Genomic DNA, 16,716 nt, shown 5'->3' on the forward strand with positions numbered 1-16,716 from the left:
TGCAATGTATTAATAAATAAGGAATATATGATGTTATAAGGGGAATGAACATGGAGAAGAAGCCGAAAGTTAAAAATAAAGGGAAGGTAGCTTTATTTTTATTAGTTGCAGGGGGAGTATTTATTGTTAAACTTGGTTTGAAGGTTGGAGCTATTCATACACTTCGAACATGGTTTGAGAATACTTTTTCTTAAATAAGGAATATGACCTCTTGTAAAAGAGAGTTTATATTTGTTAATATTAGACTGAACGGTCGGTTTGGTGAGGTGTGAACATGAGGAAGAGTGCAGAAGAGATAAAAAAAGAAATAGCGTACCAAGCGGAAGAGTTATTTTCACAAAAAGGATACGCTGCAACATCTATGGAAGATATTTGTGAAATTACTGAACGTAGTAAAGGTAGCATTTATTATCATTTTAAAAGCAAGGAAGAATTATTTTTATTTGTAGTAAAACAACATACGTATGATTGGCTTGAAAAGTGGAATGAAAAAGAAAAGCATTATCATACGAGTACCGAAAAATTATATGGGCTTGCAGAGTACCACGTGGAAGATATACAACAGCCTATTTTTAGTGCCGTGGAAGAGTTTTCTACAAGTCAAATTGTGAGCAAAGAAACTCTGGATGAAATGCTGGTTTTAGCAAGGGCATCATATGGTGTTTTTGAAAAATTAATTGAAGAAGGTATAAAATCTGGAGAATTCCGTCAAGGAGATACCAGGGATCTTATGTACATTGTAAATGGCTTATTATCAGGGCTTGGGGTACTTTACTATGAGCTAGACTCTACAGAAATGAAACGCATTTACAAGAAGGCAATAGATGTACTGCTACAAGGAATGGCAGCTGAATCTTAAATCAGCAGCTTTTCTTTCATACTAAATTAGACTGGACGGTCGGTTTATAAAGGAGAGATAGTATGAAATCTTTATTTAAAAATCGAGCATTTATGCTTGTTATGGCATCTGATATTTTACAGCAGTTTGCAATTTGGATTCGAAATATGGCACTTTTGTATTTCGTTATGGAGCGAACAAATAATGATCCCGTTTCAGTTTCATTATTATCGATTATGGAATACGCACCCATTTTTGTTTTTTCATTCATTGGTGGTGCGTTAGCAGATCGCTGGAATCCGAAACGAACGATGGTAGTAGGAGATATGCTGAGTATGTTATCTATTATTGGGATTGTTTTCTTGTTAAAAATGGATTATTGGCAGGCTATATTTTTTGCAGCGCTTGTTTCAGCGGTTGTTGGACAATTTTCTCAGCCTTCATCGTCACGAATATTTAAACGCTACGTAGAAGAAAAACATGTTGCAAACGCAATTGCAGTAAACCAAACGCTACAGTCACTATTTATGATTTTTGGGCCAGTTGTAGGATCGATTGTTTATACACAGCTTGGGTTGTTTATTTCACTATATAGCTTAATTGGATTGTTTGTGTTATCGGCTATTACTCTTTCGTTTTTACCAAGATGGATAGAAAAAGAGAAACCTGAGAGTATCTCATTATGGAATGATATAAAAGAGGGATGGAGGTATGTCCTTCAAACAAAAAATTTATGTATGATTACAATTACTTTCGCGATTATGGGGTTAGCAGTAGGATTAACAAATCCATTAGAAATATTTCTTGTTATTGAACGATTGGGAATGGAGAAGGAGGCTGTTCAATATTTAGCAGCTGCTGATGGAATAGGTATGCTCATTGGAGGCGTCGTTGCAGCAGTCTTTGCTTCAAAAGTGAATCCGAAAAAAATGTTTGTGTTTGGTATGGGTGTTTTGGCTATGTCTTTTCTTGTAGAAGGACTGTCTACATCATTTTGGATTACTAGTTTGATGCGGTTTGGAACGGGAATTTGCTTAGCTTGTGTGAACATTGTTGTTGGAACACTTATGATTCAGCTTGTACGGGAGAATATGGTAGGACGTGTAAATGGTACAATTTTACCGCTTTTTATGGGAACTATGCTAATTGGAAATTCACTAGCTGGGGGATTAAAAGAAGCGACTTCACTTATTATTGTATTTTGTATAGCGATGTCACTTATTTTACTCGCGATTTTACCAATTTTACGTATGAGAATAAATGAAGAAGTTAGAAATAAAAAAGAGGATGCAAATCAAAAGGGGGTTACGGATTCTTTGGTGTAGGAATTCTACTAGAACAGGAGCGATTCATGCTCCTTTTTTATCCCGCATTAACGGGCAGTAAGCCCCCCACTGATTAAAGTTTCACTTTATATGGGGATCTTTTGACAACTATATGTACCAAATATATACTGATGTTGTAAAAATAATTTTACAGGTTAGGAGAAAAGATGTGAAAAACCAAATTTACGCATTGCGCACTGAAAATCATATTTCACAAGGTGCATTAGCTGATAAATGTAAAGTATCGAGACAGACGATAAATGCAATTGAAAATAATAAATATGATCCAAGTTTAGCTCTGGCATTTCGTTTAGCTGAAGTATTAGGGACAACGGTTGATAAATTATTTTTGTATAAGCAGTAGAGTTTTTATATAAATACGGATTGAAAGACCGACATAAAACCATTCCTTTTAGGTGGGAGAGAGCATCCGCCTATGGGTAGGAGCGGTCGGTGTCTTTTTTACCCCATGCCATGTGAAAACAGAAGGAGAAAACGAGTGGAGAACTCCTTTTGTTTTCATAACCACGACTTAGATGTCGGGAAATTAAAATAGATATATATGGTAGTGGGAGGTATCGATAGAATAATAGAAAATGTCCCTTTCTGCATGCAGAAAGGGACATTTTCTATTATAGTGTTTCCGATTTTGGAGCAGGTGGTGTAACAGAAGTCGCATTTTCCGGTACTCGTGTTAGTATGAATCCGCCGATTATAAATAAAACGATAATGCTTAGTACACCAGCATTTGTTCTTCCTGTTAGCTGAGTTGTTACACCGACTAATACGGGTCCCATAATAGCTGCGAACTTACCGAAAATATTATAGAATCCGAAGAATTCATTTGCAGATTCTTTCGGTACCAACTTTGCAAAATATGAGCGGCTGAGCGCTTGAATTCCGCCTTGAGAAGTTGCGACAAGCATTGCTAAAATCCAAAAGTCGAGTGTTGTTTTTAAAAAATAAGCGTATGCACAAATAATGATATAAATAATAACACCGACATATAGCATTTTCTTGTCTTTGAACGTTTCAGATAGTTTCCCATACAGCAAGGCGAATGGACAAGCGACAATTTGTGTTACAAATAAAATAATAAGTAAGTTTGTCGCACTAATACCAAGGTCTGTGCCATAAGCTGTGGACATTGTAATAATTGTATCGACGCCATCAATGTAGAAGAAATAAGCAAGCAAGAACAAAAATACAGTGCGATATTGACGGATATTTTTAAATGTATTAGCTAAGCGCTTAAAACTCATTGTGATCGGTTTTGGGTGCCGTTCAATATAATGCGTTTGTTCCACATTTTTGAGCATCGGAATCGTAAATAATCCCCACCAAAGAGCTGTAATTGCAAAGGAAATTTGACTGGCGATACCAACTGATAATGGGATTGTTCCTTTTTGGGCAAGGATAATTAGAGTGAGGCATCCAATAAATGGAATTGTACTTCCGATATAGCCTAATGCAAAACCACGAGTTGAAATACGGGTCATTCGATCTTCTGTTGTGATATCTACTAAAAATGCATCATAGAAAATGTTTGCTCCAGCAAATCCAACTAAAGCGAGCATATAGCAGCCTAGTAGTAAATACCACTGTGATGTTGGAACAACAGCTAGCATACTTGTAAACATAATACCGAGTCCAAAAAAGAATGTGAAAAAGCGTTTTTTAAAGCCTTTATAATCGGCAATTGTACCGAGAATAGGAGCGAGAATAGAAATTAAAAGTGTTGAGAGAGAATTTGCATATCCCCAATAAGCTGTTGAAGTTGCTCCAGAGAGACCTGCTTCTTTTGCAGCAGCTTTGAAATAAATAGGAAATAGTGCAGTTGTAATGACGAGCGAGTATACCGAGTTGGCCCAGTCATACAATATCCAGCTTTTTTCTTGTCTGGACATTTTTTTCATAGAATGTTCCTCCTTATAGTCGTTCTAACATTAGTGTACAAAAATAGAAATAGGAAAAAGAGAAACAGAGGTAAGTTTTACGTATTTTTTACATAGATACACATTTCTTTACAATTGAAGTAAATCCTCTATTATAGTTCCGTCAGTTTCACCAAGGTATAATCCGAGCAACCGTGCAATGGTCGGTCCCTCGTCAATAAGACGCATATAAGGAATAATTGCACCTTGGCGAATGCCTTTTCCAGCGGCGATGAAGATGGTCTCATAGTTTGGTTTTGTTGGAGAATAGCCATGCGTACCGAACGTGTATTTTTTACTGGGAGTTACATCTTTTTCCGAGATTTCTTTTATAAACTCTCCTGTGTAGTTTTCGGTGAAGTAATAGCCTTCTCTTGCTTCAAGCATAAAAAGACAGTTTCCATCAGCACCGCGCTCTTTTGCGCCTTCATCATGAAGGATAAATTCGATTCCATTGTGTTTATCTTGAAGGAGTTCTTCAAGAAGGTGTTGGACAACTTGTATAGTTTGGATATCATTTTTATCCTTTACATGTACGTAAGCAGAGCCATCACAGCTTTGGCAATAAGCTTTCCAATTTGTTAATTTACCATCTTGATTTACTGAAATGAGTCCTTTTTGATGGAAAAGAACATTTAATTGAATAGCCTTATTCTCACTTAGAGCGCTATGATCACCGAGGGCAATAATTGTACTTGCTTCGTATATACCAGTTTCTTTTAATGCTTTGATAATCTTCCCCAGTCTCTCATCGTGCCGCTGAATAGCAGCTGTTGTCTCCGTAGAAGAAAATCCATGATAATGCCTTTGTGTATCTAAATCTGTAAAGTGAACAAACATGACGTTCGGTTTTTTTGTTTGTATGGTATGTACGGCTGAGGCGAGGACAAAATCATCAAGTTCGGGCTGTGACAATCCTTTTCTAATATGGCCAAAACGACGATTTAAATCTAGCTGATACAACGGGCTTCCACTAAATAATGAAACAAGAACTTGATTTTGCCACGGTCTGTTTGGAAAAATTTCAGGTAAGTTGTAGTCAATTTTTGCTCTTCCTGTAACAGGCCATAGAAGTGCAGCCGTTGTTAAATTCGCTTTTCGTGCCTCGTCATATAATGTCGTTCCTTTAATAGAACGGCGGTACCAATGCCAATCTGATGATTCCCTGCCAGGCTGAAGTAATGTATTGCTTACAACACCATGTTTGTTAGGATAGTTACCAGTTACAATAGTGGCGTGACTTGGATATGTTACAGAAGGATAAATAGCTTCTACTTTTTTTGCAATTGCACCTTGTTCTATTAAAGACCGAAAATGAGGAAGTTCTTGTAATATAGGAAAATCTAAAGCTGATAAACAGTCAAAAGATAAAACAATTACATGATTTGTTAATGGCTTGCCCATTGTGTATACCTCCTGTTATATAAGCTATTATTATATATTACTATTAATACCTAGTAATAAAAATGTCTTTCGGAGAAGAAAGTATTTTTTATATATTCAGACTGATAAGAGTATAATGTGCGTAAGAAGAAATCAAGAGGGAAGAAAGATGGAAATCTTTTTAATAATTAGTGTCCTAACAGTAATTGTTGTTTTCTTTGTGTCGTTCATGTTACGAAAAAGCTTTCCGAATCGCTCATTTGATATTACGTTTGGTCTTATTATCATTATAATTTGTTTTCTAATCACGTTATTTTTTATTGGTGGATTTGAAGGTATGGCATATGGTTTCTTATGTTTCTTTATACTAATTGGAACAGTTGTTGGAATGTTACTTCATCAAATTGTAAAATTGTTTAGGGCGAAAATAAAAAATTGATAAGGGACATTTAGTAGATCCCTGCAAATTTTATGATACTTATTATTGTATATCACTATTAATATCTGATTATAAAAAATCATCCATGAGGAAGGTTTATTGTTTATTTTTTGAATTTTAAAACATATAATAATTATAGGAAAATTGATGGAAGGAGGAAATGGAATGAATGGATTTGAAGTGTTTTTTATAATTGGAGCTGTAACAATTCTCATTGTATTTGCTGTTTCATTTTTATTAAAGAAGCAATTTCCAAAGAGACCGTTTGATATTATATTTGCACTTATTTTAATTCTCCTTTGTTTAGCTTTCTTTCCTTTTACTATCTTCGCTATTGGAGGATGGGATGGAATGGGTTATGGTATTGCATGTTTCTTTGTTTTAGTGGGAACAATCATCGGTATGATTACTCATCAATTTGTAAAACTCTTTCGGAAAAATTATGTGTAAATTCAGTATAAAACAGAAAAAAACGAAAAGAATATATAAAAATAAGAAAATTAGCTATTGTTTTAAAATAGAATTTATATTATGATATTCAACAAATTTATTTCGTTATAACGATGAAAAAGGATTAGTACATGTCCCACCTTTTTTCTAGAGAGAGAATCCGTTTGGCTGGAAGATTCTTAAAAAGGCGATATGGAACCTACCTTTGCGTTCTGCATATGCAGCGGGAAGTTCCCGTTATCAAAAAGAGAGCATGTACAATTTATTTGTGCATGAATCAGGGTGGTAACGCCGGCAAAAGCTCGGTCCCTATTTAGGGGACACGGGCTTTTTTTATTTTCTAAAGGAGGAAAAGAATATGGCAAAAGAACAAGTTCAAGCTATTACAAAAATGGAAGAAGACTTTGCTCAGTGGTATACCGATATTGTGAAAAAAGCTGAGTTAGTTGATTATTCAAGTGTAAAAGGATGTATGATTTTACGTCCGTATGGATACGCGTTATGGGAAAATATGCAGAAAGTGATGGATGGGAAATTAAAAGAATCCGGTCATGAAAATGTGTATATGCCAATGTTTATTCCAGAGAGCTTACTACAAAAAGAGAAGGATCATGTGGAAGGATTTGCACCTGAAGTAGCATGGGTTACACATGGAGGAGACGAGAAGTTAGCGGAACGACTCTGCGTTCGTCCAACATCTGAAACTTTATTTTGTGAGCATTTTTCAAAAATTGTCCAGTCTTATAATGATTTACCTAAATTATATAATCAGTGGTGTTCGGTTGTTCGTTGGGAAAAAACGACGAGACCATTTCTTCGTACAACTGAGTTTTTATGGCAAGAAGGTCATACAATTCATGAAACGGCAGAAGAATCTCAAGAAGAAACGTTAAACATTTTAAACCTGTATGCCTCTTTCTGTGAAGATTACTTAGCAATTCCAGTAATTAAAGGACAGAAAACGGAAAAAGAAAAATTTGCAGGGGCGAAAGCAACATATACGATTGAAAGTTTAATGCATGATGGAAAAGCGCTTCAAACAGGAACATCTCATAACTTTGGGACTAATTTCTCTGAAGCGTTTGATATTAAATTTTTAGATCGTAATGGAAAATGGCAATATGTACATCAAACATCTTGGGGCGTATCAACAAGAATGATCGGTGGACTTATTATGGTTCATAGTGATAATAACGGGCTAGTGATGCCGCCAAAAGTAGCACCAGTACAAGTTGTTATTGTACCAATTGCTCAGCATAAAGAAGGTGTGTTAGAAAAGGCAACCCAGCTACAAGGACGTATTCAAAAAGTTGCGCGCGTAAAAATAGATGCTAGTAATAAAACGCCAGGTTGGAAATTTAACGAGTATGAAATGAAGGGTGTTCCAATTCGATTAGAAGTTGGTCCAAAAGATATAGAGAAGAATCAAGTGGTACTTGTCAGACGCGATACGAAGGAAAAAGAATTCGTATCAATGGATCAATTAGAAGAGCGTATCACATCATTACTTGATGAGATTCACGATTCTCTATTCAATAAAGCAAAGGCATTTCGCGATGAAAACACATATAGTGTTACAGCCTTTGAAGAAATGAAGCAAGCGGCTGATGAAAAGCAAGGGTTTATCAAGGCAATGTGGTGTGGTGAGCTGGCTTGTGAAGAAAAATTAAAAGAAGAAGCAGGAGTATCATCGCGTTGTATACCATTTGAGCAAGAAGAATTAGTACAAGAATGTGTATGCTGTGGGAAGAAAGCAGAGCATATGGTGTATTGGGGCAAGGCGTATTAATTATGTAAGTTTTAAAATAGACCTTTATCTCGAACTTATAAAATTTGAGATAAAGGTCTATTTATATGTTTGTTTAAATTTACAGTATGTATTTTGGGGATGGAGTTATTTTGTTTTAATTATTTCATTTGTTTCCTATGAACCAATAGAACAATATCGAAAAGGAACGATGGCGGATGTGTTAAGATTAAATTAAATGATAATTTGATTTTGGCAAGGGAGGATGGCGGAAACTTAGGTGATAAGGCACAAGGCATGAACGTCATGTATGCAAGCGATGATCTTGTTCCACGATGTTAGGATTCAAAGCATTTCGTACAGCCACTTACATACTGAGTGGCATAGAAGCGATGCATATGATGAAAAAGAAGCAACTTCATCAAGGGGTAAAGCCTGCCCAAAATCAAAAAAATTTCATTGATAAATTGTTTGGTATCGCATCATAATCGGTAATTTAGTAGGAAATTTAGGTCCTACTTTTTTGAAAATTTATTTTTGCACCAGAACCAATAACTGTATACGTGCACCTTCTTAAGATAGATAATTAATGTTTATGAAAACATAAAAAAGAAGGAAGAGAATTATAAAAATTCTCTTCCTTTTTTTTTACGCGAAATTTCATGTTTATTAGCTGTTTAGTTCGTCGGAAAATACTGTAGAATTTACCTATTCTATTATGACAGTATAAAACATGGTTTTAAGATGTAATATTGCATATTAAAATATATTGCTATTTATGTAAGCGCTTACTATAATAAAGGTATAAAGATTCATAACATCTTAATATTAAAAGGGAGGAAATGATTATGGCAATCGCAATGGCAGTTTTAACATTCTTAGGTGGAGTAATTCCATTAGTAACAACACTTATAAAAGCATTCATGTAATATAATTCTCTGCACTTATTTTTTGAAATTATCATACAAATGATCTGTATATCAAAGATGAATTGATGTGCAGATCATTTGTGTGAGCAAACTTTAAACAAGAAAAAGAATCCCAGAAATCATAAGGGATTCTTTTTCTTTATGTCTTCGGAAACTTTGCAATAGAACCTAAAAAAAGCTATATGATAAGGATGTCGGAAGAGATAAGATCTTTTATAACATACATTACCCCGTTATATCATGTTTATTAAATTATACTTTATGGCATATTGAACAAGTTCACTTTTTTTAGAAAGATTAAGTTTGTTCAACATTCTCGTCTTATGAGTATCAACCGTTTTTATACTGATAGTTAATTCTTGAGCAATTTCAGACAATGAAAATCCTTTAACAAGAAACTGCAATACCTCCCGTTCACGTGGGCTTAGAATTACATAAGGATTTCGGGACTCTGTTTCGTTTTGCAATCTTTTTAGCATCGTTGAAATTTCCTTTGGGCGAAGGTATAGGTATCCATCCATAACGGAATCAATAGCAGTGTATAATTCTTCATCTACGGCTGCTTTAGGGACGTAACCTGAAGCTCCCGCGTTCATGATTAATGTTATATAGTCTTCGTCTTCGTGCATGGTGAGCACTATGACTTTCGCTTGTTCATAACGTAATTTAATCTCTGTGAGAACTTGGATTCCATCTAAGCGCGGCAAAGATATATCCAATATCAGAATATCGGGCCTTAAAATGTCGTAAAGCCGGAGTGCTTCAAGTCCATCAGAGGCTTCACCTACAACTTTTAAGGACGGTCTTTTTTGCAATAGTAGTTTTAAACCTGATCTCATCAAGGCGTGGTCATCAACTAGCATTATGTTGATTGTCTTTTTCATCATGACACCCTTCTCTCTGTTTTAATGGGATAGACACCCTAACTTCGGTCCCACCGATATTGTGAGTTTTGATAAAAAATGAACCATCCAGTAATTCGGCTCTTTCCTTCATTCCATATATTCCGATCCGATTTTGCTGGCGAGCTTTTTCAAAATCGGTCTCACGTATACCGTGACCGTTATCATGGATGCTCAACTCGATAGAACAATCCTTGATTTCCATGTTAATCACAATCTCAGTTGCTACTGTATGTTTCACTACATTGGTAAGACTTTCTTGAACAATTCGGTATAGTGCTACAGCAGTATGACTATCTATGGTAGCAATGTCATCATCGGGAGCGTGTAGAATTACAGTAAGAGCGAATTTTTCTTCAAACTTTCTTGCATGTTTCCTTAATGCCGGAATTAAACCTATATCATCAAGGATGGGTGGTCTTAATTCTACCGCTAAATCTCTAATTTCTCGCAAAATACTTGCCGCAGTTTCTCGGCTTACATTAAGTAACTCCTGTTGCTCGATATCTTTAACTTCATTAGCCAAAATCCGCATTGTAACCATTAGAAAAGTAAGGGCTTGGCTTGTTTCATCATGAAGTTCACGAGAAATTCTTTTTCTCTCCTCCTCATGAGCGGATAATAGTTTCAAAATCAACGTATCTCGAAGGGCATCCTTTTCTTGAAGTTCCTTCAATAATTTTTCTACTGCAGTGCTGGAACTAATTAGGTTGTCAGCCATTTCATTAAAAGCCCGTGCTAATTTTCCAACTTCATCGTCACTCTCTGCTTTAGCCCTTAAGGATAAATTACCGGCTGATATGCCTGTTGCTGTATCAACTAAACTATTGATTGGTCGAGTAATGATACGAGTCACATAATAAGCTATACCTGCAGCCCCCATACAGACCAAAAATGTAGCAACAACCAATTCTATTATTTTAGTAAAAATATAGCTTTTCGCCTGTTTTTCTGCCATTCCAACTCTAACAAATCCTACATCTCCCTCTTCGATTGGAACCAGTATGTCATGGATATTTCCTTCATCTGAAGTTAGTATAGCGTAATTTCCAGTATTGATATCATCAGGCTTATGTGCGTTTAATATTCCTTTCGGTAAGTGTTTGGAGAATGTATTTCCGACAAGAACATTATTATTGTTAATGACCAGTATATAACGAACGTCTTTGTTAGCTTCCTGTGCCCGGGTAATGAGAAGATGAATCGAATAGTAGTCATCAGTCAGAATGTAATCCGAAGACAATGCCGCAATATTTTCAGCAATATTTACACCACGTTTTTTAAGGTCCTCTGTCATGATTTTTGTGAGTGATTCCCAAATGATACATCCCAATACTAGAGCGAGAAAGAGTAGCGAAACGAATATAGCTCCAAATATCTTTTGGTTTATTTGTAATTTATTCATCCATTTCATAGGTGACCCTCATATAATTGGGGTTCAAATGGAACAAAACGATCAATGAACAGTCCCTGAAACGCTGGTTTTATTATTTTTTGTTCGTGCATAGAAATGAAACTTTCCTTGATAATTCGCTTCTCTTCATCAGGTAAATTACTGCTGATGACAACAGGACCGGTACCAATCGGTTCCGTTTTTTCAATAATTTTCAAATCCTTAATCAGTTCTGGATTTTTAAGTTTGGTACGCTCAAAGACTAAGCTATCAACAGCTGCAGCGTCAACAACACCATTTATCACAGCGCTTAGGGAGCTTTCATGATTATATGTAAAAACATAACGACCAAAGAAATGCTCAGGCGTTTCACTTAATTCAGCTAATTTTTTCCTCACAAAAATATATCCGGAATAACTGGTTGGATCGCTAAAAGCAATGTTTTTCCCTCTTAAATCATGTATACTGGATAGTTCATTTTTGCGGTTTACGACGACATAACCATAATAATATGGAACTCCCATTCGCTCTTGCATGGCAATTGCTTCAAGTCCTTCAACATGTCTGTAGGTAATATATGCTCCTGTTGAAAGTATGGCTATATCAGCACCTCCATTCATCATCAACATACTAATTTCATTATAACTCTTGCGCTGAATTAGAATTGCAGGTCTATGAAGCTTCTCTCCGATATAGTTAGCTATTTTCCTATAGTACATAATTGTATCAGTCGGTGATAACACACTTGAAATTGCGATCCGTACAGGAGAGGGCTTGTCACCTTGTGAACTAACAGGCATGGTGTCAGATTCGGAGAAAATAATTTGAGGGCTTGAACGCTCATGCTGACATCCCATTGAAAGTAAAGTAATAAGCAATATAAAAAAAAGCCTCAACCAATTTATCATACTTTCCTCCATTCTTGCAGGCGAGGGATTTATGTAATATGTGAAAATACCCTAATTGAATCCGATTTACCGAATCCTACTCGATTCAGGGTTTTCAAAATTTATATTTATATATTACTTCAGAACGATCCACGAAATCTATGGAAGATTGTATACAAAACTACTATTTATGTCGAAGGTGTGACAGCAAATAGCCATAAATGGTTTTATGTAGGATATTATCTTACATAAAATCAGATATTTGCTGATAGTTTAACGAGTTGACATATAAGATAATTTAACAAAGGAGGGATGATATAACACAAGTATTTTTGAAAACGTTTCCGACAAGTTGGCCTCTATTGAAATACTAAATTTCATGCCAATCTAAGTTTTTTCCGTAAATCAAAGTAAAGAAATCGAGGTAGATAGTATGTTCTCATTTTTGAAACCTAAAATCGCTACTACAAAAATAGCATCAGACCAGGTTCAAAAAACCTATAGGCTTTTCCGGCTACAATCTTTATTAGGCGTGTTCTTCGGTTATATAGCTTACTATATAGTACGTAACAATTTTGCCTTATCTACTCCTTATCTGAAGGAACAACTCAATCTTAGTGCCACAGAAGTAGGATTATTAAGCAGTTCCATGCTTATCGCTTATGGAATTAGTAAGGGTTTAATGAGTAGTATAGCAGACAAAGCTAATCCTAAAAGGTATATGGCGCTTGGTTTGCTTCTGTGCGCTATGGTCAATATTATGATGGGCTTCAGCACCGCATTCTGGATGTTTGCAGTTCTCGTTGTTCTCAATGGATTTTTTCAGGGAATGGGAGTTGGACCTAGCTTTATTACTATTGCAAACTGGTTCCCGCGTAAGGAAAGAGGAACTGTCGGTGCCATATGGAATATTTCGCACAATATAGGTGGAGGCATCGTAGCGCCTATCGTTGGTGTCAGTTTTGCTATGTTAGGCTCCAATCACTGGCAAGCGGCAAATTACCAGGTTCCGGCTGCAATAGCTATTGTTATGGCAATGGTGATACTAACCCTTATTAAAGGCTCACCGGTAAGCGAGGGCTTGCCTCCGTTAAGCGAAATCATCAAGGATGAACCCGATTCGAAAATGCAACAAAGGGCTGATTCCAAACCGCCAGTAGACATGAATGCTTGGCAGATTTTTAGGAATTATGTTTTATTTAACAAAAATGCATGGTTCGTTTCCTTGGTAGATGTTTTTGTTTACATGGTTCGTTTCGGCATTATAAGCTGGTTGCCCATTTATTTGTTGAATGTAAAACATTTCACTAAAGAAGAGATGAGTGTTGCCTTTTTATTCTTTGAATGGGCAGCCATTCCTTCTACTCTTCTGGCCGGTTATCTATCAGACAAGTTATTCAAAGGGCACCGCATGCCGCCAGCAATCATTGCTATGACATTGATATTCATCTGTATCATTGGTTACTGGCAAAGTACATCTTTACATTGGGTCACTATTTTCGCTGCTATTATTGGATGCTTGATTTACATTCCGCAGTTTCTGGCTTCAGTACAAACTATGGAGGTGGTTCCACCTTTCGCCGTTGGTTCCGCGGTTGGTTTGCGAGGTTTTATGAGTTACATTCTAGGTGCATCTTTAGGTACTACACTCTTTGGTGTAATGGTTGACAAGGTAGGATGGAATGGTGGTTTCTATGTATTACTAGCGGCAACTGTATGTTGCATCATATGCTGCATATTGACCCATCGAGGAGCAAAAGAATTCAACAAAAAACAGGTACTTCAATCCTGAAACAACTATATTCTGAGGATATTTCCATTATACAGTACTCAAAGTCAGTGTGCTGCTCAACGTAACCAATTTGGTGTCGATGCAGATATAAAGGTGATCAAATTGCAAACAGAGGCGTATATCATAGATAAAAAGACAATAGCCCTAGGTAGCCTTGAGCATTTAGAACCAGAAGATGAAAAAAAATCAGAGGAAATTGGCAACGCTCTTGGCCTATTATTGGGAAAAAATCTATTCACATTTCAGATATACAGTTAAGGAAGTGCAGAAATTGGTGGATTTTCCAATTAAAAAACCAACTTATACAGCAAAAGGCTATGAGCTAAAGAAGGAAAAAGTTGATACAGATATTACACTTGGAAAATCAAAACCAATTATTAATTCAAGATATAAAAAAGGGGAGTTCAGTTATACGATTTATCAATCAGCGATTATGGAAAAAGGAAAGGATCCATTTTACTTTTGGGTTAATGACAACGATAAGATAGAACATTATGAGCTCAAAGGGGCTAAATTCACCTTTGCAAAGACGACGGGAAGTAATGTAAAGGGTATTAAGATGATTGTTCCAGCAAAAGGAAAGGACAGTTCCTATCAAATTGTAATCATTGATGATATTTTAAATAAGGCTGAATTAGAGAAAATCATGATTTCCTTTTTGAAATAAAAAATAGAGTCTCAAGAAAAGAATCTTGAGACTCTATTTTTATTTCAGTTTGAACGAAATCTTCATGTGTTAAAAGAAATTAATAATCTATAAAACAAAAAAGTGAGATGGAATTTTTGTTTTGGGGGTACTTCAAAATATTAGCTTGATGGGCATGTGGTATATCAACTTAAGAAAACAAATCCACCCTAAAACGAAAAAAGTGAACTTAATTATCATGAATAAATGCGGCGTGAAAAATGTTGTTAGGGGCATATTTCAAAATCTTAGAGAGAATAAAAAAAGATATTGTCATATTCTTAAATCTATAATATAATGAATTTACATAATTCTTAATATTCAGAAATTAAGAGAGGGGGAATTATTATGACAATCGCAATGGCAGTTTTAAAATTTTTAGGTGGATTAATTCCAGCCATACAAGAGCTTTTAAAAGCATTTATGTAAGTTCATTATTCCGCAATTATTTATAAAAATTATCATTTGTGTGAGCAAAGTCCCTTTAGCATTATGAAGGGACTTTTTAAAATTTCTACATACTTGAGGTTCCGTCACATCAACATCAAGTTAAAAAATTGGTTATTTCCAAAATGAAAAAATGAGATTAATTCTTATAATTTTGTACGCTAAGCACATTCAAACCTAAAAAAGGTCAATTTCCCCGTTAAGAAATCGACCTTTTTTATTTTCACTTATGAAATCTTACAAAACTGTCATCTTTATGTAAGGTTATTAGATAGTTCAACTATTATTTCAATGTAATAATAAAAGTATAAGAAATACATACATAAAAAAATATATTGTAAAGAGGTAACCATACGATGATTTTAAAAATAGCATTTATCCTTTTTGGAGTAATCTTAGTATTATGGGGTATATATAGTACGAAAACATATGAATCATTTTTAGATAAAATCACTGGAATAGGACAGCTTTTAGGAGGAATTACATGTATAATTGCTGGAATTTTATCCTTTATAATTAAATAATTTATATATAAAAGAAGACCGAGATAGAAAACAATCTAGTTCGGTCTTCTTTTTCATTTAATCGAAATTAAACTTTGAAATATTAGTTTACTTTCAATACACTTGTTAACTAAATATTTTTCTTTAACAAAATAAGTTGATTTTTTCTATCCCTCGTGAATTTCTTTAATGCTTTTTCCTTCTAAAATAAAAAAAGGGCCTTATTAAGGATCTTTTTTTTATCTACTCGTTAACTTTTTTCATTTTACTTACAAAAAGACTTATTGAAGTTCTGTCGGAATTAATAAAATTTCATCAAGTATGATAACTTCCCTGACGTTAGCTGTCAGGGAAGTTATATTATAATAGGCTATATCAATTGTGATTGGAGTGTTATTGGATGCAAACAAAAAAAGTTTATCTTTATGTATTTAATACAATGTCAGACTGGGAATAAGGATATTTAATTGCTGAACTAAACTCAGGAAGATATTTCAAAAAAGATTTAGCACCTTTAAAAGTAGTTACAGTAGGAGTTAATAAAGAAATTATTACTACGATGGGAGGACTGAGCATAAAACCAGATATTTCCCTTGATGAATGTACTCTTGAGAGTAAAGATCTTTTAGTTTTACCTGGAGGGAATACTTGGAGAGAAGATATTCATCAACCTATCTTGAAAAAAATTGGCGAAGCTTTAAAGCTTGGCACTATTGTTGCTGCAATTTGTGGTGCAACTGAAGGCCTCGCGAATATGGGATACCTAGATTCTAGAAAGCATACAAGCAATAACTTAGAGTATATTAAAATGGTCTGTCCTAATTATAAAGGAGAAAAATTTCATGAGATGGGACCTGCGGTATCTGGTGAGAATTTGGTTACTGCATCAGGAGTAGCTCCTCTGGAATTTGCGATGGAAGTACTGAAAAAATTAGATGTATTTGCACCAGATACATTACATTCATGGTATAACCTAAATAAGACTCATAAACCTGAATACTTCTTCCAGTTAATGAATTCAATAAATAGATGAGCTAAAAAAATCAACTTAGCAGTTTTATA

The 16,716-nt window shown here is 35.1% G+C and carries 15 protein-coding genes, 2 pseudogenes and 1 other annotated feature; of the genes and pseudogenes, 12 read left to right on the top strand and 5 right to left on the bottom strand.

The window, feature by feature from the left end:
* Nucleotides 1-50 precede the first annotated feature (50 nt).
* From JDS96_RS02695 to JDS96_RS02710, 4 genes are all read left to right on the top strand, one after another.
* On the top strand, nucleotides 51-194 hold the full coding sequence (locus JDS96_RS02695) for a hypothetical protein (protein ID WP_003194771.1): 144 nt from the start codon (nucleotides 51-53) through the stop codon (nucleotides 192-194).
* A gap of 80 nt (nucleotides 195-274) precedes the next feature.
* The gene (locus tag JDS96_RS02700; protein WP_003194773.1) at nucleotides 275-859 is read left to right on the top strand and encodes a TetR/AcrR family transcriptional regulator; all 585 of its coding nucleotides are present in this window, start codon (nucleotides 275-277) and stop codon (nucleotides 857-859) included.
* Nucleotides 860-921: 62 nt separating this feature from the next.
* Nucleotides 922-2,163, top strand: a complete 1,242-nt coding sequence (locus JDS96_RS02705) for an MFS transporter (RefSeq protein ID WP_199665913.1) — start codon at nucleotides 922-924, stop codon at nucleotides 2,161-2,163.
* Nucleotides 2,164-2,275: 112 nt separating this feature from the next.
* Nucleotides 2,276-2,527 carry a helix-turn-helix transcriptional regulator gene (locus tag JDS96_RS02710; protein ID WP_199665915.1) on the top strand — a complete coding sequence of 84 codons (252 nt, stop codon included), beginning with the start codon at nucleotides 2,276-2,278 and terminating at the stop codon, nucleotides 2,525-2,527.
* A gap of 268 nt (nucleotides 2,528-2,795) precedes the next feature.
* On the opposite strand, the gene JDS96_RS02715 is transcribed toward JDS96_RS02710, so the two are convergent.
* Nucleotides 2,796-4,079 carry an MFS transporter gene (locus tag JDS96_RS02715; RefSeq protein ID WP_199665917.1) on the bottom strand — a complete coding sequence of 428 codons (1,284 nt, stop codon included), beginning with the start codon at nucleotides 4,077-4,079 and terminating at the stop codon, nucleotides 2,796-2,798.
* A gap of 108 nt (nucleotides 4,080-4,187) precedes the next feature.
* Complete coding sequence (locus JDS96_RS02720) at nucleotides 4,188-5,501, bottom strand: alkaline phosphatase family protein (protein WP_199665919.1); 1,314 nt, start codon at nucleotides 5,499-5,501, stop codon at nucleotides 4,188-4,190.
* A gap of 148 nt (nucleotides 5,502-5,649) precedes the next feature.
* On the opposite strand from JDS96_RS02720, the gene JDS96_RS02725 reads away from it, so the two are divergent.
* From JDS96_RS02725 to JDS96_RS02740, 4 genes and pseudogenes are all read left to right on the top strand, one after another.
* A complete protein-coding gene (locus JDS96_RS02725; RefSeq protein WP_199665921.1) occupies nucleotides 5,650-5,919 on the top strand; it encodes a YesK-like family protein in 270 nt (89 codons plus the stop codon).
* Nucleotides 5,920-6,084: 165 nt separating this feature from the next.
* Nucleotides 6,085-6,369 carry a YesK-like family protein gene (locus tag JDS96_RS02730; RefSeq protein ID WP_018766549.1) on the top strand — a complete coding sequence of 95 codons (285 nt, stop codon included), beginning with the start codon at nucleotides 6,085-6,087 and terminating at the stop codon, nucleotides 6,367-6,369.
* 104 nt (nucleotides 6,370-6,473) lie between these two features.
* Nucleotides 6,474-6,683: a binding site (T-box leader), on the top strand.
* A gap of 44 nt (nucleotides 6,684-6,727) precedes the next feature.
* Entirely contained in the window at nucleotides 6,728-8,158 is a 1,431-nt protein-coding gene (gene proS / locus JDS96_RS02735; RefSeq protein WP_006093398.1) for a proline--tRNA ligase, read from the top strand.
* Between the two features lie 290 nt (nucleotides 8,159-8,448).
* Nucleotides 8,449-8,604, top strand: a pseudogene (locus tag JDS96_RS02740) (IS6 family transposase); the annotation flags it as partial.
* 674 nt (nucleotides 8,605-9,278) lie between these two features.
* On the opposite strand, the gene JDS96_RS02745 reads toward JDS96_RS02740, so the two are convergent.
* Genes JDS96_RS02745 through JDS96_RS02755 form a run of 3 tightly spaced genes read right to left on the bottom strand, consistent with a single transcriptional unit; the run spans nucleotide 9,279 to nucleotide 12,248 of the window.
* Nucleotides 9,279-9,929 carry a response regulator gene (locus tag JDS96_RS02745; protein ID WP_033796868.1) on the bottom strand — a complete coding sequence of 217 codons (651 nt, stop codon included), beginning with the start codon at nucleotides 9,927-9,929 and terminating at the stop codon, nucleotides 9,279-9,281.
* On the bottom strand, nucleotides 9,898-11,361 hold the full coding sequence (locus JDS96_RS02750; protein WP_033796869.1) for a HAMP domain-containing sensor histidine kinase: 1,464 nt from the start codon (nucleotides 11,359-11,361) through the stop codon (nucleotides 9,898-9,900). Before JDS96_RS02750 ends, JDS96_RS02745 begins: the two co-directional genes overlap by 32 nt.
* Nucleotides 11,358-12,248: a substrate-binding domain-containing protein gene (locus JDS96_RS02755; RefSeq protein WP_033796870.1), complete on the bottom strand. Its 891-nt coding sequence runs from the start codon at nucleotides 12,246-12,248 to the stop codon at nucleotides 11,358-11,360. Before JDS96_RS02755 ends, JDS96_RS02750 begins: the two co-directional genes overlap by 4 nt.
* 412 nt (nucleotides 12,249-12,660) lie before the next feature.
* Here JDS96_RS02755 and pgtP point away from each other — a divergent pair, with 412 nt between their 5' ends.
* From pgtP to JDS96_RS02775, 4 genes and pseudogenes are all read left to right on the top strand, one after another.
* Nucleotides 12,661-14,019, top strand: coding sequence for a phosphoglycerate transporter PgtP (gene pgtP, locus JDS96_RS02760; protein WP_003195572.1), 1,359 nt, complete (start codon nucleotides 12,661-12,663; stop codon nucleotides 14,017-14,019).
* A gap of 274 nt (nucleotides 14,020-14,293) precedes the next feature.
* Nucleotides 14,294-14,686 (top strand): hypothetical protein, encoded by a 393-nt coding sequence (locus JDS96_RS31840; protein WP_240523105.1) that lies wholly within the window; start codon nucleotides 14,294-14,296, stop codon nucleotides 14,684-14,686.
* Between the two features lie 821 nt (nucleotides 14,687-15,507).
* Complete coding sequence (locus JDS96_RS02770; RefSeq protein WP_170957053.1) at nucleotides 15,508-15,675, top strand: hypothetical protein; 168 nt, start codon at nucleotides 15,508-15,510, stop codon at nucleotides 15,673-15,675.
* 379 nt (nucleotides 15,676-16,054) lie between these two features.
* Nucleotides 16,055-16,687 (top strand): annotated as a pseudogene (locus JDS96_RS02775) (type 1 glutamine amidotransferase family protein).
* The last annotated feature ends 29 nt before the right edge of the window (nucleotides 16,688-16,716 follow it).

It is taken from the genome of Bacillus cereus group sp. N21 (assembly GCF_016483395.1).
GTDB lineage: Bacteria > Bacillota > Bacilli > Bacillales > Bacillaceae_G > Bacillus_A > Bacillus_A pseudomycoides.